The organism is Spartinivicinus marinus, from assembly GCF_026309355.1.
Lineage (GTDB): Bacteria > Pseudomonadota > Gammaproteobacteria > Pseudomonadales > Zooshikellaceae > Spartinivicinus > Spartinivicinus marinus.
This window is the reverse complement of sequence record NZ_JAPJZK010000001.1, coordinates 1,412,354-1,437,370: the sequence shown is the minus strand read 5'-3', so window position 1 is coordinate 1,437,370 and position 25,017 is coordinate 1,412,354. Positions and strand designations below refer to the sequence as shown.

Genomic DNA, 25,017 nt, shown 5'->3' with positions numbered 1-25,017 from the left:
CGGTGAAGACTGAATAAGTCAGGAAAGGGAGGCTAATAATGGGACCAACTTATCAGATGACGTTGGTAGAGCAATATGAACTTGCTGAAAATGTAGTTGGCTTCCGCTTTTCACTCCCAGATAAAAACTTCCAATTTATTGCTGGGCAATTTATTTCACTGCAAATTCCTTGGCAGCAACGAATTCTTAAGAGAAGTTATAGCATAGCTTCAACACCAGTATTGGCACAACATCAAGGATTATTGGAAATATCAGTCGCCTTAGTTGAAGGAGGGCGAGCCAGTCAATATTTAACCAATATGCAGCCAGGTGATCAATTAGAAATGGCTGGGCCCTATGGTAGATTGATATTACCAGAGCAGCCACCTAAACGTATTGTATTGGTAGGTACTGGCACCGGTATTGCTCCTTATAGAGCGATGCTTCCAGAACTTCGCCAATTGGCGCAGCAAGCATATCAAATTGATGTGGTTATGGGTATTAGAACGCCGGTCCATTTATTTTATCACCAAGAGTTTACAGAGCTGGCAGCAGAGTTTAGCAATGTACATTATTGGGTTTGTTTTAGTCGGGAAATATCTGATCAGTTGTTTGTTGATGGTGAGTATTTGCATTTAAATGACTGCTATAATCAAAAAAAAGGCTATGTACAAACACTGCTACCAGAACTGAAATTGAATTCAGAAGAAACCATTGTGTTTTTGTGCGGCAATCCGGCAATGATTGATGAAGCGGCTACACAGTTACAAGTAAAGGAAGGGTTTTCTGTAAAGCAAGTAAGACGTGAGAAGTATGTCCTATCAACAAATTAACATTACCTATTAATGCCCTTTGTTTTGGTCGTAATTTAGCGCAATTTACTAGATACACTTAGTTACATTTATTTGTTGTAAATGAGAATCATTTTTTATAAGCTTGGTTTCCTTAATTAATACCACCTTTAAGAAGTGCGTCCTTCAAAGGTGGCCTAATTTTAATCACCAAGGAATACAGGTTTATAAAATGAAAAAAAAACTTGCATTTTTAGCCACCTTTCTTTGCTCTACTGGCTTTGCTCAAGAGCCAATTCGGGTTTTAGATATAGGGGTAATGGGGCTTGCTTCACACGACTTATTTCAATGGAACGGCAGAACAAAAACCAACGAAGAAAATGGTCGATTTGATTTAAGTACTATTTTTGATTATGGCAATGGAGAAAAAATAAGACAAGGTGGTAATAGTAAGAACTCTAGTAATGCAGCTGTATTTACAGTTACTCAAAGTTTAGTAAGTTTTTACTATGGACAAAAAGCATCTTTGCTTATGTCTAGACGTTTTACTGAAGAGCAAGCTCACGAGATTGCCAGAAAAGAAACCGTTACCTTTTTTATTGGTATGGTAAAAGAGTCATATCAGCGTTTTAGTGATAAATCATTGCCAGAAGTAGCGAGTAGTGGCAGCGTTACTGACGAAGAGCAAGCAGTAATGCGAGCCTTACATGATATCCTTCCCGGAAAAATTACCGTTAACCGTGGCGTTACCTCTCAAACATTTGAGGTAACAGACTATAAAACGGCAATGACTTTCCTTTCGCCAACAGAACTTAATCAAGAAGTGAAGTTTTTTGATGGAAAATATGATGTTGAATATTTAAATGTTTCTGTGCCAGGGCCTCGTGGGCCGATAACAATTAATTTACAAGAGGCAGATCAGCAATTTGTAGAAGGGCAAACTGACTTTAATTTCTCTATTATGCTGGGAGAGTTGGGGCGCTATGGTAATCAAACACAGCAGTATACTCAAAACTTGGTTGAGTATACTAGCTTTGGCTATCACCTAGAAAACCTGTTTGCTAAAGGCTTATGTAAACAAAATCCGGATGGCACTGAAAATAAATGGGTTATGCCTGGGATAGTTTGTAATTAAATTTTATTGATCTGTAAATTTATTGAACAGTAACGATTTGTTTTGGTTATAAAAAATAATAAAAATAGACACCGATCATGAATCATGTTTAAGTGTAAAAGTTATTCGCAAAGATTGTGGGTTAAAAAAGTGACTTTTGTTGTTAAGTCACTTTTTTGTCTCAGACGCGCAAATATATCTTTTAATTTGTTTGGTCAACTGTTCAATTTGTTCTAGATAGTCTGAAGAAAGGTGCCAGGCGGCGTATATATGCCTGGTAATAACCGGGGCATTTTTAAACACCTTAATAGCGCCAGATTCAATATGTTGACTGACTAAACTGATTGGTAAATAAACACAGCCCCCACTGGTTAATAAAAAGTCTAATGCAATACGAGTGTTGTTGGTGTGGAGGATAGGAGGAGGATTAGTTAACTGTTTACTAAGCTCGATACCAAAGCGTACTCCCCAGTCCATCATAATCCAACGGTTTATTTGAGGGTTGCCATCTTGGTAGGCAACCTTGTTTCCTACTAACATCAGCTCTAAGCTTGCTAGCATTTCATACGATAGCTCATCAACTTTGGGCGGGTCGAGAATGATGGCCAGGTCCAGTGACCGTTCTAATAGGCGCCTTGGAATTATCTCAGTACTCAAGCTTTCTGCACGAATAGCTAAACTAGGAGTGCTACCAAACACTTGGTTGATGCTTTCATGTAAGAGGATATCCCATATATTGGGTGTAGCTCCAATGGCAATCTGTGCTTGCTGGGTTTCGTTGATCACTGCAACTTGCTTGGCTCTTTCCCAGGCAGTCAGCACTGCTTCGGCATGTGGTAATAGTCTTTCACCACCAGGCGTGAGCTTTAAGTTATGGCGATGACGGCTGAATAGAGGTACTCCAAGGTGTACCTCTAACTGTCTTATTCTGGCACTAACCGCAGACTGAGTTAAATAGAGGTTTTCTGCTGCTTTGCCAAAGTGGCGAGTTTTCTGTACTTCAAGAAAGGTTCTGAGCAGCTCTGTATCCACAAATTTTACTCCTGACGAGAAAAAAATTTCATTTTACAGAATTTCTATTAGTGATTAAAAAGTCATTGTAGTGGGTATGTCTTACTTATGGGTAGTGTGGCATGAAAGGACAATATGATCTTACAGGTTTTTTTCGCAGCAATGCTGCGTGGTTTGACGATGTAAACTACTTCCATGGTTTTCATCGCTGTGGTGATTTCTCGGTTAGTGAGGCTGACTTTCTAAGCTATTATGGTCGAAGCCTGAATGACCTGACTGCAGGTATAAGAGAGCCTCAAACTGAGCAGGAGCAGGCTTTGATAGAGGTAATCAGTGGCCTTAGGCAACCAGAAACGTTTTATGAGAAAACGTGGCTTAAGTATTTAAATAAGACCAGAGATATTCCAATAGTTAGCTCAGTGCACTATTGTGATTACAGCCGGTCTTACTACGATAGTGTTGAAGAGTATGGCTAAGTGTTTATGTAACTAAGTGGTTACGTAACTAAGTGATTACGTAAACAGCCACTATTAAAAAATAGTGTGTGGCAATACTAATTGACCAAGCTATATATGTTGTATTCTTTCCCCTTCTTGGGCTAGCATTCAGCTCTGTTCTATCGTTTATCATTAAACCAGTGCTTGTGATCAAGCACTGGTTTTCTTTATTAAAATTTTTACATGAAGAGCAAATCACTGGAGACCATTTAAAGATGACAAATGGAGAATTCAACAAATTGATTGTCGGAAGTGAAGAATGGTGCAGCTTTCCTGACATTCACATTCCGGCAGTTAAGGCGCGTGTTGACTCCGGTGCTAAAACCTCTTCACTACATGCGTTTAATATAAATACCTTTAGAAAAGGGACTGAGCTTTGGGTTAGCTTTGAAGTACATCCACTGCAAAATAACCGTAAAGTAACTATACGATGTGAAGCGAAGGCCGTAGACCGCCGTTCAGTAAAAAGCTCCACTGGCATCAGTGAAAAACGTTATGTAATACAAACAACATTAAATCTTAATGGCCAACAGTGGCCTATCGAATTAACACTGGCTAACCGAGACTCAATGGGGTATCGGATGCTATTGGGCCGGGAAGCCATGATTGGCAGAATGCTGGTTGATCCATCTAGTAGCTTTTGTTTGGGGGAGTTAAATCAAGATAAGCTGAATGAGTATTATGGATCTACCTCAAACCAGACGAGTGGATTGAAAATTGGCCTGTTAGCCAGCAACCCAGACTTATACAGTAACCGTCGCTTAATGGAAGCAGGGGAAGAACGTGGCCATGAAATGATCTTTCTTAATATCAAGCAGTGTTATATGAAGCTTGATGCAGAAAATCCTGAAGTACATTATCGGGGAGGTCATTTACTGAGTAGCCTTGATGCAGTTATTCCCAGAATAAAACCCAGTGTTACCTTTTATGGTTGTGCGTTAACCCGGCATTTTGAAAGCTTGGATACTTATACGTTGAATTCGGCTGAAGCTATTGCTCAATCCAGAGATAAGTTGTATTCACTACAACTGTTGTTAAAAAATGGTTTAGATATTCCTACCACAGGTTTTGCCAATTCTCCCATGGATACTAATGATCTGATTGAAATGGTTGGTGGAGCGCCCTTAATTGTAAAATTATTAGAAGGGGCTCAAGGGCGAGGTGTCGTATTGGCTGAAACTAAAAAAGCCGCAGAAAGTGTGATTAATGCTTTTAAATCACTAAGAGCAAATTTGCTAGTGCAGGAATTTATTAAAGAAGCCAGAGGGAAAGATTTACGTTGTTTTGTAATTGATGGTAAAGTCGTTGCTAGCATTGAACGCCAGGCATCACCTGGTGAGTTTAGAGCTAATATTCATCAGGGAGGTACAGCCTCAGTGGTGAAGGTAACTGCTGAAGAGAAAAAGCTAGCAATAAAAGCATCGAAAACCCTAGGCTTAAAAGTGGCAGGTGTTGATATTATTCGATCTGATAAAGGTCCATTGCTTTTAGAAGTCAATTCATCGCCAGGGCTTGAAGGCATTGAAACCGCTACAGGAAGAGATATTGCTGGCGAAATGATCCGCGCCATCGAAAAGAAATTAAATTGGAAACCGGCAATGCCAGAAGCAGTAGCCACAAATAACCTGGAAACTGAGCAGGTGTAATTAGAAAACCTCTAAGGTTCAAAATGGATTTCTTGGGGCTAGATTAATAGCCCTACCAAATAATCCCTTATCAACAATGTATTAAATTATATATAAACTCAAACGTGTCTCCTCGGTAGCTGGGCGTACTAATATAAAATATTTTTGCTGATTCATGCTCACCGAGGAGACGCACTTTTAACAGTGGTACTTTAAACCGGATGCAGCCATTCTACAGCCAGGCTTTTAGGAAGATTCGGTTGGATTAATTACTAGATTCCTAGTGGGCGCTTTTAATTTTGTAGAGGAGTTCATAGTTTGCATCGGATGGTCGCTTGAAGTAGACACCACAACGATGAAGGTCTAGTTGTAAATCATAGTAATTGTCGGACCTTTTCAGATAGACTGACCACTCATCCCGAGCTGTTTCGTAGTAAGTATGGCGGCCATCTGAATTGTTTTCTACCCAGTTTCTGTCATTTTTTTCAATAAAAGATCCCGAAAAGTGATTGACAACACCAGTATTCCACCCATTGATGTTAGGACCGGCACACTGGGAGGCAAAGGCATTTGCGACAAGAAGCATTCCGCCTGTTAAAGATGCAAAAACCGGTTTTAATATCCGTTTAATTTTCATGTATATTTCCTGTTAAAAAAATAGAATTCAAACCCAAATTAGCTTTGCTATATTTGAATTTGTTAAGCCTTATATCAAAAAAAAACAGCAAATACAAAGAATTTACATTTGATATAGAGCAATAAAATATTGAAATAAGTATTTACTTTGATGGAGGCGATCTCCCTGCACTTTTGTATGGTTATGTTTGCGTCAAGTACAAATGTCACTCCTTTCCTCTCAAGTATCAAATTGTCAGAGTGGATGATGACTGAAATAGTTGTACATTTACCTACTAAGAATTGGTCAAGGCTATCACTAAACCCTTCCCATAACATCTGAAGTAAACCAGAGTCATTATCAGTATCGCTAATATATATTCCAGGCCGCTTTTGTACAACATCCAGGTCCTTTAAAGTTTAGATATCAGAAGCGGAATATTCATTTGCTATTTTAGCGATTCTTCGTTTTTGAGTGGTTGCGTATTATATCATATTTTGGCTAGTACATGTCTCAAATCCTGGATGCTTATCAAGCTAAGTAGCGGCTGCTATTTTTAAAGCCTTGGTGGTATTATTTGTATAACTGATTAAAAAATAATTATGACGCTTAACCAAACCTCAACTCCTCTATCGCCTGCTCAATTTCAGTGGATTTATTGTTGACTGCTTTATCAAGTTTATTCATTTCCTGAGATAGTTTTTCAAGTTGATCTTCTTCGTTACTTAAGGTTTTGACGTAGCGTTGTCTTAACTGTGATTCTTCTGGGGTACTTCCTAGTGCTTCAATATTTTTTCTTATTCTATCCTGACCTTTTTCAATTTTCTTTAGTTGATTTAGTTGCTGTTTGTGTTGTTGTACTAAACTGGTTTTTTCGGCGGATAAATTGGCGATAACCTCCAGTTGTTGTTTTATTTCGCTTGAGATTAGTTTTAATTGATTCATAGCCTGAATTTCTTGATAGGCTATATTAGGAATTTGGATAGCATCATAACTACGTTTAACTTCAACCACTTGATAGTTTATTTGTTGTTTAGCGGGTAGGGGAATATGAAAGCGCCAGTAGTTGTCTGTGGTTTCAATTAAGTCATCAGTATCTTCGTTTAATTCATAACTAAATGGGTGGTCTAAATAGAGAGTGGCTGCTTCATTTAATGTTGAAGCTACCGTATATTCAGTCATATACTCTTCACGATAGTGCCTGATAATAAGTTGTTGTTTATTAGTTGCTTGAGTATAAAAACGTTCGCTGGTGGTAATTTTTTTTCTAATAGTAACGCCGAGTTCTACTGAATAAGGAATTACTTGCTCGCTATCAGTTTTCATAGTGCCTAGCATGGCTTCACCAACGTAATTATCACCTTCAAAAACAGTAATTGGGCCGCCTTCCAACGTAAGCTCTGATCTATTTTGCAAGAAAACACTGGACATTGGATTGATGTCTCGAATATCTGCATTAAAAAACAATATTTTATTTACTGCCATATTGGTCTGTAAAATTGGTACTAATGCTGATCGGCCACGCTCAACATCGACAGGCTGGGTGATGTCATAAGAAAATAAATCCCCCATTTCTTGGTGTTGTGTTTGTATATTAATAGACTGCTCAAAGGCTTTCGCTCTACTTAAGGGTGTAGGTGCTGCACCTACTGTGATAGGCTCCGCAGCTGCTGCAGCGAATACTTCGGTATCTGACTCTGCCAGGTCAAGCATGGCTTCTGGTTCGTCAAGGATTGTCTGGTAGCCCCTTTCTACTATAGGGGGAGCGGTGACAGGGGCTTGCTCAACAGCAATTTCAGGGCGCTGGCGAAACCTTGGTGTGTAAAGATCATGAATAAAAGAAATAGGTAATCCTGCTACTAATGAAAGTTTAATATTACGCCAGTCTTCATCTGTTGTATTATCAATTAAGGCCCAGCCTTGTAAAATAGCCAATTGTTTTTCTGAGTTGTTAGCGTTGGCTGTATTTGACTGGCTGTCTGGTAATACCAATCGGTAAGAAGTTTTCCAAACCGGTGCGGCCACGACATAAGCAATTGATATCTTCCGCTTACCTTTACCCACAGTATAAATGGATAAGCGCTTTTGACCCTTATTTAAACTGGCAGCAAAAATATCCAGCAATGAATTAAGTTCTTCTTGAACTGAGTGGTCTTCAATCGTGATTTCAGATAATGCTGATAAACGGTAATGAACAATACCTTTGGCTAAGGTATAAATAGCTAAATAAGGAGCTGACAGATTGTTGTCATTGGCAATGGGTAGCTCTTCGATACCAATGATTGAACCGGTAATAGCTTGATTGTCATGGTTAAGTTTAACTTTAACTCCTTTCAGTTGATCTAATAAGCTGGTAATTGCGCCTTTTTTGGGTATTTTAATATTGAATTCTGCTAAGCGTTTATCAATAGGTTCTTCGCTATCGTATGACAGCGCGCCAAAAGTACCATCGTTAAAATCAAGTGTGGTCAGGCTTTTAAGCACATCATTCATTTGTTCCTGTTTAAACGATAGTTGAATTATTTCATTGTCTGTCACCTGACCATCATGTTGATAGTAGGCAACACCATGTTTAAATAGAACGACACGGGTAATTGGCAACATAAACACATCCATTGTGTGAGAGTTATTAGAGACGCCACTCGTTTAGATATAGAATATTAGGGGATAGTTAATGCTGCCACTCCCTTGGGTCCAACTTATAGAACTCAGTTAATTGCTCAAATAACTCAGGTTGTTCATGGGCCATAGCATGAGGCTTTTCAAAAAAGGTCTCTGTAGCCACTGCAAAAAACTCAGCAGGGTTAGTAGCGCCATAGTAATCCATTACACTATTGTTGCCGTTTAGTGCATTTGTTCTTAAACGGTGAAACTCTTCAGCAAATACTTGAGTCCAGACATTATACGACTGATTGATTGCCAGTTGTGGTAGGCCGTCAGCATAACCATCAGCTGTATCCAGTTGATGAGCAAATTCATGAAAAGTCACATTATGACCGTCATCAGGATATAAACCACCGAACTTTACATCATGCCAGGACAAAATAATACGGCCATTCTGCCAGGATTCACCCAGCCTTATTTCTGGAGAAGCATGATGAATATCATCAGTATTTTCTCCATGCAATTGAAATGAACCAGGATAAACTAGGATAGATTGTAGTTTGTCATACCAGTTATCAGGACGGCCAACGACTAATAAGCAAGCTTGTGCTGCAATGGTAACTTTTATCTCATCGGTAATGGTTAGGTCGGCGCAACCATAAAATTTTTTTTGTGCTACAAACAGTAAAATTAACTGATGTAAGCGTTGTTTAATCGGATCAGGTAATTGTTGGTAAAACGAAACATTTTCCTGTAGATATTGCTGCCATTGAGGAGGGAATGGCTGGCTGATAATTTTTTTAATCTTTTGGCGAGGATAAATTAGTAAATAATAACTTAATCCACCAATAAGTAGCAGTGAAGCAAGGGTAAAACCTAGTAGCATATTGGCTCCTATAGCACTACTTGGTATCTCTGGTTCAGGTATAGATAAGAAGATGGGGTGTTTTTTGACTTTTAAAAGGCTAACAGATATTGCTAGTCTCATATTAAGCTTGATGAAAAATAAAAATGATAACTATGACAAATCCAATGGGGCATTTTCGTAACAAAGTAGTGGTTGTTACAGGGGCATGTGCAGGAATTGGCAGACAACTCTGCTTGCGGTTTGCTAAAGCGGGGGCTTGGGTGGCTATGCTGGACTTAAACCAGGATGAGCTGGATACCATGGTCAATCATTTAGAAAGCCTCAATACTCAAGCATTAGGTCTAAAGTGCGATGTTGCTGATTATCAGTCAGTGCATGAGGTCTTTAATCGTATTGTTGACCATTTCTCAGGTATTGATGTGTTGATTAATAATGCAGGTATCACTCACCATAGCGCCTTTGCTGATACTGATATTCAAGTGTTACGACGAGTGATGGAGGTTAACTACTTTGGGGCCGTTCATTGTACCAAAGCAGCACTGCCCAGCATACTTGAAAGGCATGGTCAGTTAATTACCATGAGTAGTGTGTCTGGATATGCCCCTTTGTGGCATCGCAGTGGCTATAACGCTAGTAAACATGCATTGCATGGTTTATTTGATTGTTTGCGGTTAGAGGTGGCTGAGCAAGGAGTGGATGTTATGCTGGTCTGCCCTGGGTTTACAGCTACAGACTTAAATCGTAATGCTTTGCAAGGTGATGGTGGGATTGATGCTAATCCTTTTTCTTGGCAGGGGCAGCTGTCTTCGGCTGTTGATGTGGCCGAAGCGATTTATCAGGGAGCATTGCAGCGTAAGCGGTTATTGGTTTTATCTAATCTCAATAAAAGTGCGCGGGTTTTATATCGGCTCTTTCCTTCTTTATTTGAGCGTTATATTGCATTGAAAATGAGTGGTGTAAATGGACAGCGGTAAGTAAAATGTTACTATTTTGCAGTAACTACTACGACCTTATGACACCAGAACGTTATCAAAAATATCAACAAACATTAAATTTGCGTCAACCTGACTTAACCGTGTTAACAGATCAGGTGCATAAACCCCATAACTTATCTGCCATTATCAGGACCTGTGATGCGGTAGGGATTCATGAAGTTCATGTTACCCAGCCTAAAGAAGGTTATCGAGATTTTCGCGGTCGTGCTTGTGGAAGTCAGCGCTGGGTGCAGGTTAACTTGTATGATGAAGTAACGGATGCTATTACGCAACTACAACAGCAGGGGTATGCTATCTATGCTGCACACTTTTCTGAGCAGGCGGTTAACTTTCGAGATGTTGACTATTGTCGGCCTTGTGCCGTGTTGTTAGGGGCTGAAAAAAAAGGGGTAAGTTCTGCTGCCGCAGCCCTGGTTGATCAGCATATTACTATTCCAATGCAAGGTATGGTGGGCTCTTTTAATGTATCAGTTGCTGCTGCAGTAATTTTGGCTGAAGCACAGCGCCAGCGGGAGCAAGCGGGTCTATATGAGCAAGCTAGGTTAAACCAGGGTGTTTACCAGCAGACTTTATTTCAGTGGGCGTATCCTGAGCTAGCTGAGTATTGTGATCAACGAGGACTGGCTTATCCTGAGTTAGACGGGCAGGGAGTATTGATTAACCCGTCCGACTGGTATGCAAAGGTAAAAGATAAATAACTAATCATAAAGTTGATAGCTGGTATCAGTATGAGTAATGTACTTGAGAACTTATTAAATTTATTAAAGTTAGAAAAAATAGAAGAAACTTTGTTTCGTGGCCAGAGCCAGGACTTAGGTTTTCCTAATGTATTTGGTGGCCAAGTCATGGGGCAGGCGCTATCTGCAGCCAAACAAACTGTGCCAGAAAGCCGCTCGGTGCATTCTTTTCACAGTTATTTCTTGCGCCCTGGTGATGCATCAAAGCCGATTATTTATGATGTTGATTGTATTCGCGATGGTAAAAGCTTTACTACCCGACGAGTGGTGGCTATTCAAAAAGGTCGCCCTATTTTTAATATGTCGGCTTCGTTTCAGATAGAAGAAAAAGGCTTTGAGCACCAAATGCCAATGCCTGATGTGGCTTCTCCGGATGGGTTGATGTCAGAACTGGAAATGGCTCGTCGTTGTAAGGAAAAAATTCCTGCAAGCTTACGAGATAAATTCACCTGTGATCAGCCAATAGAAATTCGTCCTGTGACGCCTATTAATTATTTAGCGCCGGAAAAACGAGAAGCTAGGCATCAGGTGTGGTTTAAAGCGATCAGTAAAATGCCTGACGACCCAAGGGTGCATAAATATTTGCTTGCTTATGCCTCTGATTTTAGCTTTGTCACCACGGCATTATTGCCCCATGGTGTGTCTTTCTGGCAGCCTAATATGCAGGTAGCGACAATTGATCATGCGATGTGGTTTCATCGTAAATTTCGTTTTGATGAATGGTTGTTATACTCCATTGATAGTCCATCTGCCTCAGGGGCTAGAGGCTTGGTGAGGGGGCAGTTTTTTAACCAGGCAGGTGAACTGGTTGCGTCAACCATTCAGGAAGGGTTGATTCGGCAGCATTAAAGTATACCCGTCGCGAATCATTTTTAGGTTTTGTTCTCTTCGTCTGGCTAAAGCTATTCTTGTTAAGTTGGAATAGCTTTGGGGATTATTATTGTCAGCGATTTTTTCAAAAGTGCACCCCAAATAGGCTGGTAATGGGGGAGTTTTTGGTTTCTTGAATGTTTTTTTCAAATATTAGCCCAAGCTTGTTAAGTAGTTTAATAGAGGCTTGGTTATCAGGTGAGCTAATGGCGACTAGCCGTTTAAGTTTTAATGTATTTTGGGCATGGTCAATAACTGCTTTAGCTGCCTCATAGGCATAGCCATGGTTAAAGTATTCAGGAAGAAACCCGTAGCCAATATCAATATCATCAAGAAAGTCCCTTTTAATTAAACCACAAATACCAATGGGGGTATTTTCTTTAAGTGTTTCTACCATATAAAGCCCGATGCCAATGCGTTGATACATAGCAATAGGGCCGTTTAACAGATATTCTCTAGCTGCTTCAACTGAATGAAGTTGCTTATCTCCTACAAACTTCAGAAAAAGTTCAGTGTTATATAGTCGATAGATAAATGTAGCATCGTTTTCTGTTAACCAGCGGATATGTAACCTTGGGGTTGTAATGTTAAGAGTCATAATTAAATGAAAAGTTTATTGTTTGATTATTTATTGTCAGGGCGATATTTTCCTAACAATACGTCTTCCATGATTTGATCAAGCTTACCATTAAGAGTCAATACCTTAAGCCCTTTATTAAATTTTTCTAACCAATACTGTGCTTTAGGGCTTTTTTTCGATATTAATAAATGCCACTGCGTTTCTCGTAATGGCCTAGGATGGTTGGTGAGTAATTCTGTACTTGCATCGGTAAAATGTTCCGCTAATAGTTCATAGCCAACTTCAGGCTCTATTACAAATAACTGAATTCGTTTTGCTAGTAACTTGTGTAAATTAATTACATCTGTATTGCCAATATCAACTTCAAAAATATTCTTCTCGATAGATTTTTTTAAACCTTCCCCATAGTAGTATCCACGAGTAACGCCAACTTTATATCCTTTTAGATCATCCCAGTTTTTCCAGTTAAAAGGCATATCTTTTCTATGAAAAAAAACAGTTCGAAGGGTTAAAACAGGGTCACTGTATAGAAAATACTGTTGCCGTTCTTCATTTTTTCCCCATAGTAGGGTCGCATCCCATTTGCCCTCACTTGCTTCTTTCATTGCTCTTTTCCAGGGGTAAAAACCATAGATAACTTTGATGTTTTCCAAGGCAAATGCGGCTGACACAATATGCGAGCCTGCACCATAATTAAGGTAGTCTTGGGACATAAAGGGTGGCCATTCACCATTGGTGATTCGAATAACTTCTTCAGCTTGAGCAAATAAGCTACACCAACAGGAGAAAAAAATGAGCGTAGTAGTTTTGGTTCTAAATAGACTACATAATATCATGTTCTGCTCTTAATAATGGTACCAATATTGATGAACAGCCTATGTGGTGAATAAAGTATAGGCTATTTGAAACTACTACCCACAAAATATAGCGTAGAGATGAAGGTGATATAGATCAATTAGAATCATTATTTGATGCTGGCCGATATATTCCCATAATAACGTTGTCTAATATTTGCTCATACTGTCCATTCTTATTTAATTGATTTAGGCCAGTGTTAAACGCTGATATTAAATCAGCTCCCCTATTGATTTTTCTAGAAATAATAAGGTGAAAACTGGTTTCTCTGATAGGTAACGGATGGTTGGTTATTAGATTTTTTATGCCTACTGGAAAACGCACATTTAATATTTCATAACCGATTTCTGTATCAATCACAAATAGATCAATTTTTCTAAGCAGTAGTTTTTTTAAATTAGCTATATCAGTCGGTTGACGTATTACAGTAATAATACCTTGTTCCTCTGCATGCTTGAAATTTTTACCGTAGTAGTAACCCTTTGTTGCACCAACCGTTTTACCTTGTAAGTCGTTCCAGTCTTTCCAATCAAAAACGGTATCAACCCGATGAAAAAAAACCGTTCGCAAAGTAATAACAGGATCGCTATATAAGAAGTGTTTTTCTCGCTCTTTATTCCAAGTCCATACTAGTGATCCATCCCACTGGCCTGTTTGCGCGAGCTTAAGGGACTTATCCCAAAGGAAAAAACCATATTGCACTGCTATGCCTTGGAGTTTGAATGCTTGAGTAACAATATCAGAGGCTGCACCATAATTTTTATAGTGCTCTGACATGAACGGTGGCCACTCACCATTAGTAAGGCGTACCGTTTCACTAGCATTTACTCCTGGGTATATCACCCAAAGAGCACTAAAGACAATCATTATTAATAACTGCACATTGCACTCTCAAACTCTCCAGTGCGTTAGCACTTAGTATAGATACAGGGGCTGTAATCATTTCTATTAAGTTGCCAAAGCGGCTTAATGCTGGCATGACTTGGAGGCTTTCACTTGCTTTCATTGACTTACATTCTGTAAAAATTTGCTTAACATTTATTGTATGTTGTCATACAATCTGCGGTATTCTAAAAACAATAGACATAAATAAGGAGTTTACAATGAACTAATGTTTAGTCTGATTTAGTGCCAAGGGCTTTTTTAGTGATCCCATGCTAAGCATTGGCTAATTGTGTCTACCATTTCTTCCAGTGGGCCAATGTACAACTATTGTTTTAGTTTTACTGAGTTATATGGATGTTTTCTGTGGTTTGATGAAATATTTGGGCTGGCTGCCCTTAAGCTGATGTGATCCTTTTAGTCTTGTGTTGAAAGCTTCAGCACAAGAAGGAGAGACTTATGATAAAAACAAAAAAATTAGATGTATTATTACTAGCCATTAGCCTGATTACTGTTAGTACTATTGTAATTACCCTTACTTTGTTTCCTGAGTTTGGTAAATCAAGAGCAAATTATATTTTTAATTTATTCACCATGATTTTTGGCGCGCCAATATTACTTGCTGTATTTTCAGCTGTCGTATTTCTTGTCATACTTGGTTTTAGTAAATATGGTAATATACGCTTAGGTAGTGCTAAACCTGAATACTCTACCTTTAGCTGGGTGGCAATGATGATTTGTGCAGGCTTGGGCTCAGCAACTGTTTACTGGGCATTTGCTGAGTGGGCTTATTATTTTACATCACCACCATTAGGTATTGAAAAAGGCACAACAGAGGCCTATGAAATTAGCACGGCTTATAATCTATTTCACTGGGGGGTTAGTGCTTGGTCTACTTATTGTGTAGCAGCGTTACCTGTTGCATATCACTTTCATGTGCGAAAAAATCCTGGTTTGAGCTTGTCGGCAGTTTGCTCTGCAATTAGGGGGAACAAAAAAACAACTCCTATGTGGCGAAGTCTATATCGGCTAATTGACACGATCTTTATTTTTACTTGTTTTGGTGGACTATCTATAACGCTAGGGGTTTCTGTACCGATGGTGGCAGAAATATTGTCTTCTATTGTGGGCATTAAGCCGAGTTTTGGGGTGAACCTAGGGATTATTCTGTTTATATCAGCGATTTTTTCCTTTAGTTCATATATTGGTATTGCTAAGGGGATGGCTCGCATTAGTAGCATGAATACCTATCTTGCTCTTGGCTTTTGCCTTGCGGTTTTTATTATTGGGCCTACGTTATTTATAACTAAGTCTACTGTAAATGGCTTGGGCACAATGTTTCAGAACTTTATTAAAATGAGCCTTTGGACTGATCCAGTTGAAAATAATGGTTTTCCGGAAGGCTGGACAATTTTTTACTGGCTCTATTGGATTACCTATACGCCATTCGTTGCCTTATTTATTACTAAAGTTTCCAAAGGGCGCACTATACGAGCGGTGATTACGAATATGTTAGTAAGCGGTAGTGCTGGCTGCTTCTTTTTCTTTGGGATAATTGGGAATTTTTCACTGCATGCCAATATCAATGGCGTGGTTGATGTGGTAGGCATGGTTGCGGCAGGTCAAGGAAATCTCGCTATTGTGCAGTTACTAAACACGTTACCTATGAGTGAAATATTTATAGTGCTGTTTGCTGCAATTTCTATATTATTTTTAGCCACTACTTTAGATTCTGCAGCATTTACTATGGCTTCTACTGTTACCCGAGGCTTGAATGAGGGGGAAGACCCTTCGCCTATTAATAGATTGTTTTGGTGTATTATGCTGGCTGCTGTGCCATTGGCAATGTTGTTTATCAATGCACCTTTAAATACCATTAAAACCTGTGCCATAGTAACTTCTATTCCTTTAAGCTTTATTCTTGGCTATATGATTTATGGCTTTATCAAGTGGCTGAAAACTGATTATGGACATAAAACCGTTGAGGTAATACTACAAGAGTCAGGCGCTAAACCAAAAGAGACTATTTCTGAGTCTGCTAGCTGTTACAGTTATGAGAGGTGCCCTTAAGTTAAACCGTGGCATTCTTGAAAGCTGGTGGCAAAGTACAAGAAGTGCCACCTGGAGCAAGCGGGCTATTCAGTATCAAGGACATTAAGCTGTCATATCAGTTGAGTTAATACAATAGAAAAAGAAAGGTAGTTATCACTATTTGTGATATTTACTTCTTTATTGAATTAACTTGTTTCACAGTAAACCAAAAAGTCTGTCACAAAAAAAGTTAAGCATGATAAATGTCTGATTGTTTTGTGAACAGCAGCAAAAACCAACGTTCGTTTATGGTTATTATTCGATCACTTTTTTATACAGCGGAGAATTAAAGCCATGAACTTCAAGCATTCATTAACGGCATTAGCGGCAGCAATATCAGTAACAGCAGGAACGGCTTCTGCCTATAGTGAGCTTGATGCGAATGCAGATAAATTCGAAAAAACAGTTCAGTCCTACTTTCAAGAAACAGGGGAAGCAGCAACCGTTCAGACAATTAACGGCAAAGCCCTTGTTCAAGGTGACATACTAGTTGGTAGTGAAGAAGACGTGCAAACCTATGGAATCGAACCACTGGTAGTGAGAAAAGCGAGTGAGTCTGATACACCTGATATATATGAGCAAGATGGCGCTTTCATTGCACGTAGCTCTTGGGGGGGCAAGACAACTTGGCCAGGTGGTATTGTGCCTTACCAATTTGCTTCAGAATACCCAAAACATCTTCGTGAAAAAATGAAAACAGGGATGAAGTGGATTGAAGAAGCCGCCAACATTAAGTTTGTTGAGCGAACGTCAGAAAACGACTACATCTATATTTTTGAGGATGGTGGCGCTTATTCATTGCTAGGTAAAACAGGTGGTCGCCAGCCTCTCTCCTACACTGATGGTTATGCACTTGGTACAACAGCCCACGAGTTAATGCATGCCCTTGGTTTTATGCATGAACAAACAAGATATGACCGAGATGACTATGTCACTATCCACTGGAATAACATTTCAGATGACTGGAAAAGCCAATATAGGAAGCTAGGGGAATATTCACTTAAACACGGCAGCTATGGTTACGATTACCACTCTATCATGCATTATGGTGGTGGTAGATCAATGTCGACTAATGACTCTAAATACCAGCGTGTGATTGGCCAAAGGGAAAAACTCAGTGAAGGTGACATAAAAGCATTGCAGTCGGCATATGGAAAGCCAGAGTCTAAAGTAACAAATACCGCTCCATCTTTATCATTATCTGCCAGCTCAACTTCCTTAGTAGCGGGTAGCAATTATGGACTTAGAGTTCGTATTAGTGATGGTGAAACTGAAGCAGGACAACTTAAGGTAACGGCCCAGTCAAACAACCAAGCTATCTTGTCTAACTATGACATATCATTAAAACCTGGGCGTGATAACAACGAACGCTTAATTATGTTGCAAACTAGACAACAAGCGTCAGCTGGAAAGGCAACCGTTTCAATTGAAGTAGTTGATGGCCACGGGTATTCAACAAAGCGTAGTTTTGTGCTGAACGTTACCCCCAAAAAAGTAACAGTAACCCCCACAACTACTACTACTACTACTACTACCACAACAACTACGACGAAACCTACAACCAATACTAATGCGACTAGAACAAGCAGCTATAAACCGTTTATCACAGAAAGCAACAAAAACCTGTGCTTGGATATTAAAGGTGGAAGTGCAAAAGCAGCTGCATCAGTTGTAGTACAACCTTGTAAAACTCAATACAGCCAACAGTGGGCAACGTTTAGTGATGGCACCATCCGTCCTAGACAAACCACTTCACTATGTTTGGATGTAAATTCACAAAAGCAAAATCTAACGGCATTAAACAACTGTAATGGCCAAAGCAGCCAAAAATGGGAAGTAGATGGAAAATTCATCAAAAATGCAAGTAGCAGTTACTCTGTATTAGATGTCTTTTACTCGCACCCCTATGGTCAAGGTGCCCATGTTGGTATATGGCCAAAACACGGCTACAACAATCAGCAGTGGAAGTTAGGACAAGAACCTGTACAAACTGTTTCTTCAGTAGCAGAGGTTTACAAGCACTGTAGTTTTGGTGGCTATAAAGTTAGCTTAAAGCCTGGCCGTTACAACTTAAAGCAGTTGCAAGCATTGGGAATGAAAAATGACGATATCTCATCACTAAAAGTAAGTGCTGGATATGAAGTTGTACTTTACCAACATGACCAATTCAGCGGCTGGAAAACGTCTCGCTCTTCAGATACTAGCTGTTTTGTTCAGTACGGTATAAACGACACTATCTCGTCTATTGAAGTTCGCAAAAAGCAATAAAAAATCAAAAAAACAGCAAGGGGTGTATTTACACCCCTTTTAAATTTACACCCATAGAGAAAACAGTGAACCTAATGAAACAATTAATATTAATTTTATTTGGTTTGTCGATTCAGGCGGTTGCCGTTGCAGCAGAGCTTAAGCAAGTGCATATTGCAGGCACAGTTAACTATTCAGAAACTGTTGCGTTACCAGAAAATGCAACGTTTAAAGTTAGGCTAATCGATGTATCAATAAGAGACGCTAAGAGTAAAGTTATCTCAGAACAAAGCATGAAAGTATCAAGCCAGCCTGGCTTTTATCAGTTACCAGTGGACCTTAAATACATCAAACCATCAAATAATTACGAAGTAGAAGCATTTATCAAGGTTGATGGTAAAAACTGGTTCCTTAATACATCAGTTCAGCCAGCATTTACAAAAGAGACGCAAGACAGAGTTGATTTAAAATTAGATTTTGTAAAATAATTACAATTGTCTAAGCGAGAGTGTAATTTAAATGAATTACACTCTCCTCCGAAGTTACTCGATTCCCCCCGCACCGCGTTGAGCTTAGTAAAGCCTTGTCCCCTACCGATCAGCACAAAACTCGATATAAGTTCTCAGTTACATTCATGTTGGGAGCATTGAGTAACTCTCAGAACCCTAGTTGAGTTTTAAACACTGCTGCAGTAGTGCATATGTTATGGTATAACGAAGACAGAAAATATTATTTTCTACTACTTTGCCATTTAAAAGCAGCATCTTTAGGGGGCATGCCTTTGTTCATCCATACCATGACTTGAGCAATATCACTGGTTGTCCACTCAAAATCATCAATGATTTTGCTTGCTTTTGGATTATTTACTAAAAACTTTTTGTTAGCAATAGAGTGAATAAATTCTTGTTTGCCAAATACTTGTTTTGGATCTGCCAAGTACTTTAACTCGAACTTGGCAAACTTCCAGTGTGGTGTCCAGCCAGTGATCACAATATATGATTTCTGATCGATGCTTTGTTCAAGTTTATTGAGCATACTTGCACTGGTATTTGAAACAACTTGATAATTAAGTTGATAGTCTTTGATTGCTTGATTGGTTAGTTTCATTAACCCAGCAGTTGGCTCAATTCCATGTATAATGCCATTGAATTGATCTGAGGCATTATTTAGCTCTGTTATAGAACTAATTTTAACATAAACAGGAACAACTAGTCCTAAGCGAGTTCCTGACAAATTTGGTCCCAAGTTTTCAATTTTTTCTTGAAATTGCTCTAGATAAGCCTTGTGGGTAGACGGTAACCAAGCAGTAACCATAGCATCTGCTTCTCCTGACGCAACCATAGTCCATACTTTGTCAATACTGGCAGACACTATAGACACCTCGTAACCATGGGTTTCTAGGATAAGCTTCATGACATGAGTGGTTACAATAGCATCTGTCCACTCAGCATATGCTAAGACTATCTTTTCTTTTGTTTTTTTTGTCGTCGATTGCTGAGAATCCAGCTTATTATCACTGCAACCTATTAAAAGGCTAACAAATAGAATTAAATTAGCTAAAATATTAACTGTACTTTTGAGCATCATCGAAATACTTGCAATTATCATCAGATCATACGTAGTTAATACTAAATGTAGCCTATAGATTTCACTTTTAATCAAACTTAAAGTTCACTCCTATGCCTTCCGATAAGTGATCGTTATCGGTGGGTTTTGATATAGGTATAGGTAGCGTGGGTTGGGGATGGAAGTGAGTTTTGCCAACTCGTGGTGAAAATAATAAAAAATAATGTGAAAAATTTCCGTCGTAATGCATTACTTTGTTTGTGTGCAATTACAGTTAGTTTTTAATTGATTGTTTAATATTGTTATAAAGAACTTCACTATTCATTTAAAATTTCATGTTTCACTAAAATAATGGCTTGTTACGCATTTGTAACAAGCATAATCTGCCTATTCAAAATTTTACAAATCACTTTGACTAAAACTGAATAGTCTTAAGGGCAGCTATAATACTTGTTTGCTGTCTCTGGCCTTTTGGTAAATTTGCAATCAAGGCGTTGCTTTGAAGGCCTGCTGGTGGCTTGTCGAAAAGCTAAGTCATGGGCTCTTAATATACTAAAATCAAGGAAAAATTAATTAAGTGATACTATCAAAATCTACAATATTTTTTCTTTGTAAAAAATAAATAGTTTGTATAAAACGATTTGTATATAGCCTTTCGAAATAATGTTATCAAAATAGCAGCTGTATGAGTTCATTTTTTTAATCAGTGTTGCTTTAAGTTGTCGCCTAATGAATCTTGCTCACATTTTTACTTTTAAGGTCTGTATAAAATTTGCTCACTCAAATTTATTCAAACAATCAATTTAAGGCAAGGAATCAACAATGAAAGCTAGCCACCTGCTATCTCTTACCATACTTGGTTTATCGATTTCAGCTGTGAACGCTGAAGAATATCAGCAACTAAAGTCAGGTAGCGGGCTCTGCCTTGATGTCTTTAACGCTGGAGTAGCTGATAAAACCCCTGTTACTCCATTTAGTTGTCATGGTGGTGTTAATCAACAATGGTTGATGGATAGTCAGGGGCGACTTCATCCTAAGAACGCACCTGATAAGTGCTTAGAAGTAGGTCGTAATGTCACCTATAACAAAACCGCTTACATTGCCCAGTGTAATAATGAAATGTATCAGCGCTGGCGTTGGTCAGGGAACAGCATACACAATCAAAGTAACCCATACATGGTTCTTGATTATTATGCTGATCGCCAAGTGATTGGAACATGGCAGTTTCACGGTGGCTCAAACCAACAATGGGAGTGGGTTAAGTCAGAGAAGCCAACAACCACAACAAAACCTCAGAAGCCTACTCAAGCTGATGATGTTCGCCACATCATGATATCTGTGAATGTGTGGGGAGAATACAATAATCGAGGCTGGGCAAGACAAAGTACACTTAGAGAAAAAGGCAACTTTAAGCTTTACAATGCAACTATCTACCCTGACATAGCAGAAGGCTATGATTTGGGTAACCTTAAGGAGGGCTTGAAACAAGAAGATGCCTCATATCATCAAGAAAATGTATTAAGTCAACAACGCTTTATTAGTGTTCATGACATGCGAGGTGAACAACAGCCAAAGCAACATAGTACTGATTTATTGAAATTTTTTAAAAATTATATTGGTAAGGTTGTTAGCAAAGAAAGAAAAAACCATCCTAATAAAAGTCTGCGTTTCAGTTTAATGGTTCATGGGCATGGTGGTGTTGGTTTAGGTAGTTTATTTGAACGTCGACTCTACCCTGAAGATGCAAGGGAACTATTTAATTACATCATAGAAAAAAGTGGTAATAAAATAGAATTACTCGATTTGGCAACTTTATGTAATGAGTCATTTTGGGAAAATATTAGTAATTTCTATCCATATGCAAATTATATTTTAGCTTCACAATATACTTCAGGCGGAATGAAAGGAAATATTAAGGCTGTTACTGATATTCCTGAAGAGCTGTACCCTGAAGCATTTAATTCTTCCATGAGTCTTAGAGAGATTGCAGAAGAGCGATTGAAAAGAGTAGTTGATATTCGTTATGCTAACCAAACAGGTCCATCAGTCCCGAATGGATCGACTCAAAAGTCCAAAACATTAATTGACTCATCCCAAGTTGAGCCTTTTGTTTGCTCATTAAAAGGCATCTACGGAAGCACTAAACCAAAGCAACATTCCAGAGAGTCAAGTGTACATGATGTTAAACAGTATTTATTAGACCTAAAAACTCACGGTGCTGATCAATATAAACTTAACCAATCTTTACAAGCCTTTGATCAAATGCTGATAAAGCATGTGACCAATGAATTTAAGTTTTCAGAGTTTTGGAAAAGTTATAGAAGCTATGGTTTAGGAATTAATCCTACTTTTTATAAACATACCAAGCCTGTTGGTAAAGACCTGTTTGAAGCATTCACTGAAGTGATGCATCAAAAGCCACAGTGTAAATAGTAGGCTAAACCTGAAATAAAAAGGTCATTCAATGAATGGCCTTTTCGCATTTTAAAATTACAGATTACAAACTCAAATATAACCGTCGCTAATCATTTTTAGGTTTTGTAATCTTCTTTTTTGACCACCAAGGATGGTGGGAATGCAGTTTATGCAGGAGCATTCAACTGTCACCCCAATCACCTATTAATCTAGCCCACAGGGATCCATATTGAGTCGTAATTTTTTACCCAGCCCTGTAAAAATAGTGACGTTTTCTTTGGCTAGTTTGCCTGCCAAGTGAGTATTGCCTTCACAAATGGCTTTAATTAATTCAATGTGAGTATTTGCGCTTTCTTTGGCATCGAAATCTAGATGGGTCATTCGGATAAAGATTAACAGCTGATTCAAAACGCTGTTATAGATACGTATCAGTCGTTGGCTGCCAGTTAGCGATACAATAAGCTGATGCAGTTTTAGGTCATGCATGCAAATTTCTTCAAGGTTATCTGGCTGTGTTTTGCACAAATGAGTATATTTTTCAAAAAAGCTTTTAAGTTGACTACTTTTTTCTTCTGTTATTTGCTCTGCGAGCATTTCGGCTGCTTGGCTTTCCAAAGCAACTCTTAAGTGGTATATCTCCCAAAGGTCGTGCTCAGTAAAAGACGCAACTCTCCAGCCAGCATATGGTTTTTGAATGACTAACCCTTCATTTGCTAGGGTGTTAAGAGCCATCCTGATCGTTGTTCGAGATAATTCTAAATCTTTCGCAAGATTACTCTCCACAAGCTTTTCGCCAGTTGGATAACTACCAGAAAGAATTTTTTCTCTTAAATACTCAACTGCTTGTTCTTCAAGGCTTTGTTTTGAAAACATCATTCAATAACCTGGTCTATATGAAAGCTGAGGCCATAAACAATTATTAGAGGAGCCCTTTAAAAATGCTTTATACAATACTTGTTATTGTAAGTACTTACAGGGCCATTAGGATAGCTGTCAATTATCTTAAGAAGAATTGTATAAGCTATAGCGCAGAAAAAATAGTTTGCAGGTAAAAAGGGTATGTTAAATGTTTTCCTTGAGGAGTAGCTAATAATTGGCTACCTAGCACTGCTAGATAGCAAGGAGTAAGAACTTACTAAGTCTCTTGGTGATTAACTAACTGCCATAACGAGCGGTATATTCATGATCAGCGGTTTTGGGGTTGGTAAAAAAGCGGTGAATCATTGGCTCAAAGAAAGATAGGGATCTCCAGTTGTAGTTAGGATCAAAGCAATTTTGATCATACTCCTCACAAAAATGAACACAGTCTTCGAACCATGGTGAGCCTCTAAAAGCATCACGAGCATTAGGATTTCCACCACAATGGTGAGCATAATAGTGAAGTTGAAACACGCCGTGATGCTTAATTATCCAATAGGTTTTGTCAGATACGAATGGGCGGAGGATTGCTGCTGCCATTTCGCTATGAGACCAAGGAGCCAAGTCGTCACCTATATCATGAACCAGTGCAGCCATTATCATCTCTTCTGACTCACCATTGTTAAGTGCCCGCGTTGCTGACTGTAAGGAGTGTTCAAGACGATTAATAGGGTAGCCACCTAAGGTGAATTCCAGTCGTTTGAGTGCTTCTATTATTCGATCAGGCAAACCTGCTCGAAATCTTTCTTCTAAGCTGTCCAGGTATTCAAACTCTTCACGGGTGCTATCATTTAAGCATGTAAAGCTAACGGTTTTCATGGTGACTCCTTCTTTTTATTCTATTATTTGTTTTCTTTGCTTAGCTCTCTTGCTGCTCTTGGTCTTTCTTCTTCTTTTTTTTCATTTGTTTGTTGTTGTATTGCTAAGAAAGTACTTATTGCAGCCTAACGGTCATCATACCTGTATATGATTTATTGTCAAACAGTATTCTGTCGACAATTTGATGTGAATGCTTGCTGAGGAAGAGGAAGGTATTTTTCTATTAGCCGTTTTTAGCTTGATCAATAATTATTAGAGGTGCCTTTTAGGCAGACAGGGGACACCTGCTGCCTTGAGTAGTTAACATTAGCTAAAAAGCCTTCTTTGCATAAATGGTATTAACCCCATGAACATTAATAAGCTTAGTGGTGGCTCTGAAATAGCGATTGCTTCTGTTGCACTAAATTGTATTTCTCTTACCTGAAAGCGATTAGGTAGTTGAGTCTCTGTAGGAAATAACCTCACTCGATTAAATGGCCCAGCGGTGGTTGAGTAAGCAATATCATGAGTAGCCACAGCTGTGGGAGATAATAGATCTTTTTCTAATGCAACCAGGCTAGAGTCGTTATAAAACGCTAAATTAAATTTAATGATACTATCGTCGTTGACTGAATAGTCATTATATAGACGAATCGAATCACTCAGATAATAGTTTGAAAAACTAAATTCAATATAAGCACCTGTTTTATAAGGATTGACATATACTTGGCTGCTGGTATTGCCATCAATAAAACCATTAGCTGAGCCTATGGCAAATGTCATTCCTGATGCAGTAGCAGAATCTGGCGTAATAAGACCTGCTTGTGCTGTATAAAATGGTATTACTAACAAACAAGAAAAAAAGGTTGTTAGTAACAACTTTAACTTGGGCATGAGCTTATTCCTTAGCAGCAGTAAAATGATGGAAAGCAATCGGTGGTTGTATAAAACCAGGGAA

Annotated in this window: 23 protein-coding genes and 1 pseudogene; 13 read left to right on the top strand and 11 right to left on the bottom strand. The window is 38.7% G+C overall.

Annotation, left to right across the window (positions count from 1 at the left end; genetic code table 11):
• The first annotated feature begins 38 nt into the window (after nt 1-38).
• Complete coding sequence (locus tag OQE68_RS06675) at nt 39-812, top strand: ferredoxin--NADP reductase (protein ID WP_180570829.1); 774 nt, start codon at nt 39-41, stop codon at nt 810-812.
• A 190-nt stretch (nt 813-1,002) separates the two neighbouring features.
• Entirely contained in the window at nt 1,003-1,905 is a 903-nt protein-coding gene (locus OQE68_RS06670; RefSeq protein ID WP_180570830.1) for a hypothetical protein, read from the top strand.
• 147 nt (nt 1,906-2,052) lie between these two features.
• Here the strand turns inward: OQE68_RS06670 and OQE68_RS06665 are convergent, their stop codons facing one another.
• Nucleotides 2,053-2,916 carry a LysR family transcriptional regulator gene (locus OQE68_RS06665; RefSeq protein WP_180570831.1) on the bottom strand — a complete coding sequence of 288 codons (864 nt, stop codon included), beginning with the start codon at nt 2,914-2,916 and terminating at the stop codon, nt 2,053-2,055.
• A 101-nt stretch (nt 2,917-3,017) separates the two neighbouring features.
• Between OQE68_RS06665 and OQE68_RS06660 the strand changes: the two genes are divergently transcribed.
• From OQE68_RS06660 to rimK, 3 genes and pseudogenes are all read left to right on the top strand, one after another.
• Nucleotides 3,018-3,371: a MaoP family protein gene (locus OQE68_RS06660; RefSeq protein WP_180570832.1), complete on the top strand. Its 354-nt coding sequence runs from the start codon at nt 3,018-3,020 to the stop codon at nt 3,369-3,371.
• A 236-nt stretch (nt 3,372-3,607) separates the two neighbouring features.
• Nucleotides 3,608-4,021, top strand: a pseudogene (locus OQE68_RS06655) (ATP-dependent zinc protease family protein); the annotation flags it as partial.
• A gap of 81 nt (nt 4,022-4,102) precedes the next feature.
• Nucleotides 4,103-5,038 carry a 30S ribosomal protein S6--L-glutamate ligase gene (rimK, locus tag OQE68_RS06650; RefSeq protein ID WP_219340186.1) on the top strand — a complete coding sequence of 312 codons (936 nt, stop codon included), beginning with the start codon at nt 4,103-4,105 and terminating at the stop codon, nt 5,036-5,038.
• Between the two features lie 259 nt (nt 5,039-5,297).
• On the opposite strand, the gene OQE68_RS06645 is transcribed toward rimK, so the two are convergent.
• The 3 genes from OQE68_RS06645 to OQE68_RS06635 all read right to left on the bottom strand — a co-directional run bounded on the left by OQE68_RS06645 (nt 5,298) and on the right by OQE68_RS06635 (nt 9,123).
• Nucleotides 5,298-5,654 (bottom strand): hypothetical protein, encoded by a 357-nt coding sequence (locus OQE68_RS06645; RefSeq protein ID WP_180570834.1) that lies wholly within the window; start codon nt 5,652-5,654, stop codon nt 5,298-5,300.
• A gap of 588 nt (nt 5,655-6,242) precedes the next feature.
• Complete coding sequence (locus tag OQE68_RS06640; protein WP_180570835.1) at nt 6,243-8,237, bottom strand: hypothetical protein; 1,995 nt, start codon at nt 8,235-8,237, stop codon at nt 6,243-6,245.
• 67 nt (nt 8,238-8,304) lie between these two features.
• Nucleotides 8,305-9,123 (bottom strand): M90 family metallopeptidase, encoded by an 819-nt coding sequence (locus OQE68_RS06635; protein ID WP_180570836.1) that lies wholly within the window; start codon nt 9,121-9,123, stop codon nt 8,305-8,307.
• Between the two features lie 125 nt (nt 9,124-9,248).
• On the opposite strand from OQE68_RS06635, the gene OQE68_RS06630 reads away from it, so the two are divergent.
• Genes OQE68_RS06630 through tesB form a run of 3 tightly spaced genes read left to right on the top strand, consistent with a single transcriptional unit; the run spans nt 9,249 to nt 11,686 of the window.
• Nucleotides 9,249-10,079 carry an SDR family oxidoreductase gene (locus tag OQE68_RS06630; protein ID WP_180570837.1) on the top strand — a complete coding sequence of 277 codons (831 nt, stop codon included), beginning with the start codon at nt 9,249-9,251 and terminating at the stop codon, nt 10,077-10,079.
• 5 nt (nt 10,080-10,084) lie between these two features.
• The gene (trmH, locus tag OQE68_RS06625; protein ID WP_255491042.1) at nt 10,085-10,798 is read left to right on the top strand and encodes a tRNA (guanosine(18)-2'-O)-methyltransferase TrmH; all 714 of its coding nucleotides are present in this window, start codon (nt 10,085-10,087) and stop codon (nt 10,796-10,798) included.
• 30 nt (nt 10,799-10,828) lie between these two features.
• On the top strand, nt 10,829-11,686 hold the full coding sequence (gene tesB, locus OQE68_RS06620; RefSeq protein ID WP_180570838.1) for an acyl-CoA thioesterase II: 858 nt from the start codon (nt 10,829-10,831) through the stop codon (nt 11,684-11,686).
• 106 nt (nt 11,687-11,792) lie between these two features.
• Here the strand turns inward: tesB and OQE68_RS06615 are convergent, their stop codons facing one another.
• The 3 genes from OQE68_RS06615 to OQE68_RS06605 all read right to left on the bottom strand — a co-directional run bounded on the left by OQE68_RS06615 (nt 11,793) and on the right by OQE68_RS06605 (nt 14,024).
• Nucleotides 11,793-12,305 (bottom strand): GNAT family N-acetyltransferase, encoded by a 513-nt coding sequence (locus OQE68_RS06615; RefSeq protein WP_180570839.1) that lies wholly within the window; start codon nt 12,303-12,305, stop codon nt 11,793-11,795.
• Nucleotides 12,306-12,331: 26 nt separating this feature from the next.
• Entirely contained in the window at nt 12,332-13,123 is a 792-nt protein-coding gene (locus OQE68_RS06610; protein ID WP_180570840.1) for a substrate-binding periplasmic protein, read from the bottom strand.
• 115 nt (nt 13,124-13,238) lie between these two features.
• Nucleotides 13,239-14,024: a substrate-binding periplasmic protein gene (locus OQE68_RS06605; RefSeq protein ID WP_180570841.1), complete on the bottom strand. Its 786-nt coding sequence runs from the start codon at nt 14,022-14,024 to the stop codon at nt 13,239-13,241.
• 459 nt (nt 14,025-14,483) lie between these two features.
• Between OQE68_RS06605 and OQE68_RS06600 the strand changes: the two genes are divergently transcribed.
• The 4 genes from OQE68_RS06600 (at nt 14,484) to OQE68_RS06590 (ending at nt 18,850) form a co-directional block, all read left to right on the top strand.
• Nucleotides 14,484-16,094: a BCCT family transporter gene (locus OQE68_RS06600; RefSeq protein ID WP_180570842.1), complete on the top strand. Its 1,611-nt coding sequence runs from the start codon at nt 14,484-14,486 to the stop codon at nt 16,092-16,094.
• Between the two features lie 8 nt (nt 16,095-16,102).
• Nucleotides 16,103-16,204, top strand: coding sequence for a hypothetical protein (locus OQE68_RS30765; RefSeq protein WP_353618585.1), 102 nt, complete (start codon nt 16,103-16,105; stop codon nt 16,202-16,204).
• A 205-nt stretch (nt 16,205-16,409) separates the two neighbouring features.
• A complete protein-coding gene (locus OQE68_RS06595; protein ID WP_180570843.1) occupies nt 16,410-18,383 on the top strand; it encodes a M12 family metallopeptidase in 1,974 nt (657 codons plus the stop codon).
• 74 nt (nt 18,384-18,457) lie between these two features.
• Nucleotides 18,458-18,850, top strand: coding sequence for a YbaY family lipoprotein (locus OQE68_RS06590; protein ID WP_180570844.1), 393 nt, complete (start codon nt 18,458-18,460; stop codon nt 18,848-18,850).
• Nucleotides 18,851-19,091: 241 nt separating this feature from the next.
• Here OQE68_RS06590 and OQE68_RS06585 read toward each other — a convergent pair whose 3' ends face one another.
• The gene (locus OQE68_RS06585) at nt 19,092-19,949 is read right to left on the bottom strand and encodes a glycine betaine ABC transporter substrate-binding protein (protein ID WP_180570845.1); all 858 of its coding nucleotides are present in this window, start codon (nt 19,947-19,949) and stop codon (nt 19,092-19,094) included.
• 801 nt (nt 19,950-20,750) lie between these two features.
• Here OQE68_RS06585 and OQE68_RS06580 point away from each other — a divergent pair.
• Nucleotides 20,751-22,361, top strand: a complete 1,611-nt coding sequence (locus OQE68_RS06580; RefSeq protein WP_180570846.1) for an RICIN domain-containing protein — start codon at nt 20,751-20,753, stop codon at nt 22,359-22,361.
• A 186-nt stretch (nt 22,362-22,547) separates the two neighbouring features.
• Here the strand turns inward: OQE68_RS06580 and OQE68_RS06575 are convergent, their stop codons facing one another.
• From OQE68_RS06575 to OQE68_RS06565, 3 genes are all read right to left on the bottom strand, one after another.
• A complete protein-coding gene (locus tag OQE68_RS06575) occupies nt 22,548-23,219 on the bottom strand; it encodes a GntR family transcriptional regulator (protein ID WP_180570847.1) in 672 nt (223 codons plus the stop codon).
• 279 nt (nt 23,220-23,498) lie between these two features.
• Nucleotides 23,499-24,080 (bottom strand): HD domain-containing protein, encoded by a 582-nt coding sequence (locus OQE68_RS06570; RefSeq protein ID WP_180570848.1) that lies wholly within the window; start codon nt 24,078-24,080, stop codon nt 23,499-23,501.
• Nucleotides 24,081-24,386: 306 nt separating this feature from the next.
• Nucleotides 24,387-24,953 carry a hypothetical protein gene (locus OQE68_RS06565; RefSeq protein WP_180570849.1) on the bottom strand — a complete coding sequence of 189 codons (567 nt, stop codon included), beginning with the start codon at nt 24,951-24,953 and terminating at the stop codon, nt 24,387-24,389.
• Nucleotides 24,954-25,017 lie beyond the last annotated feature (64 nt).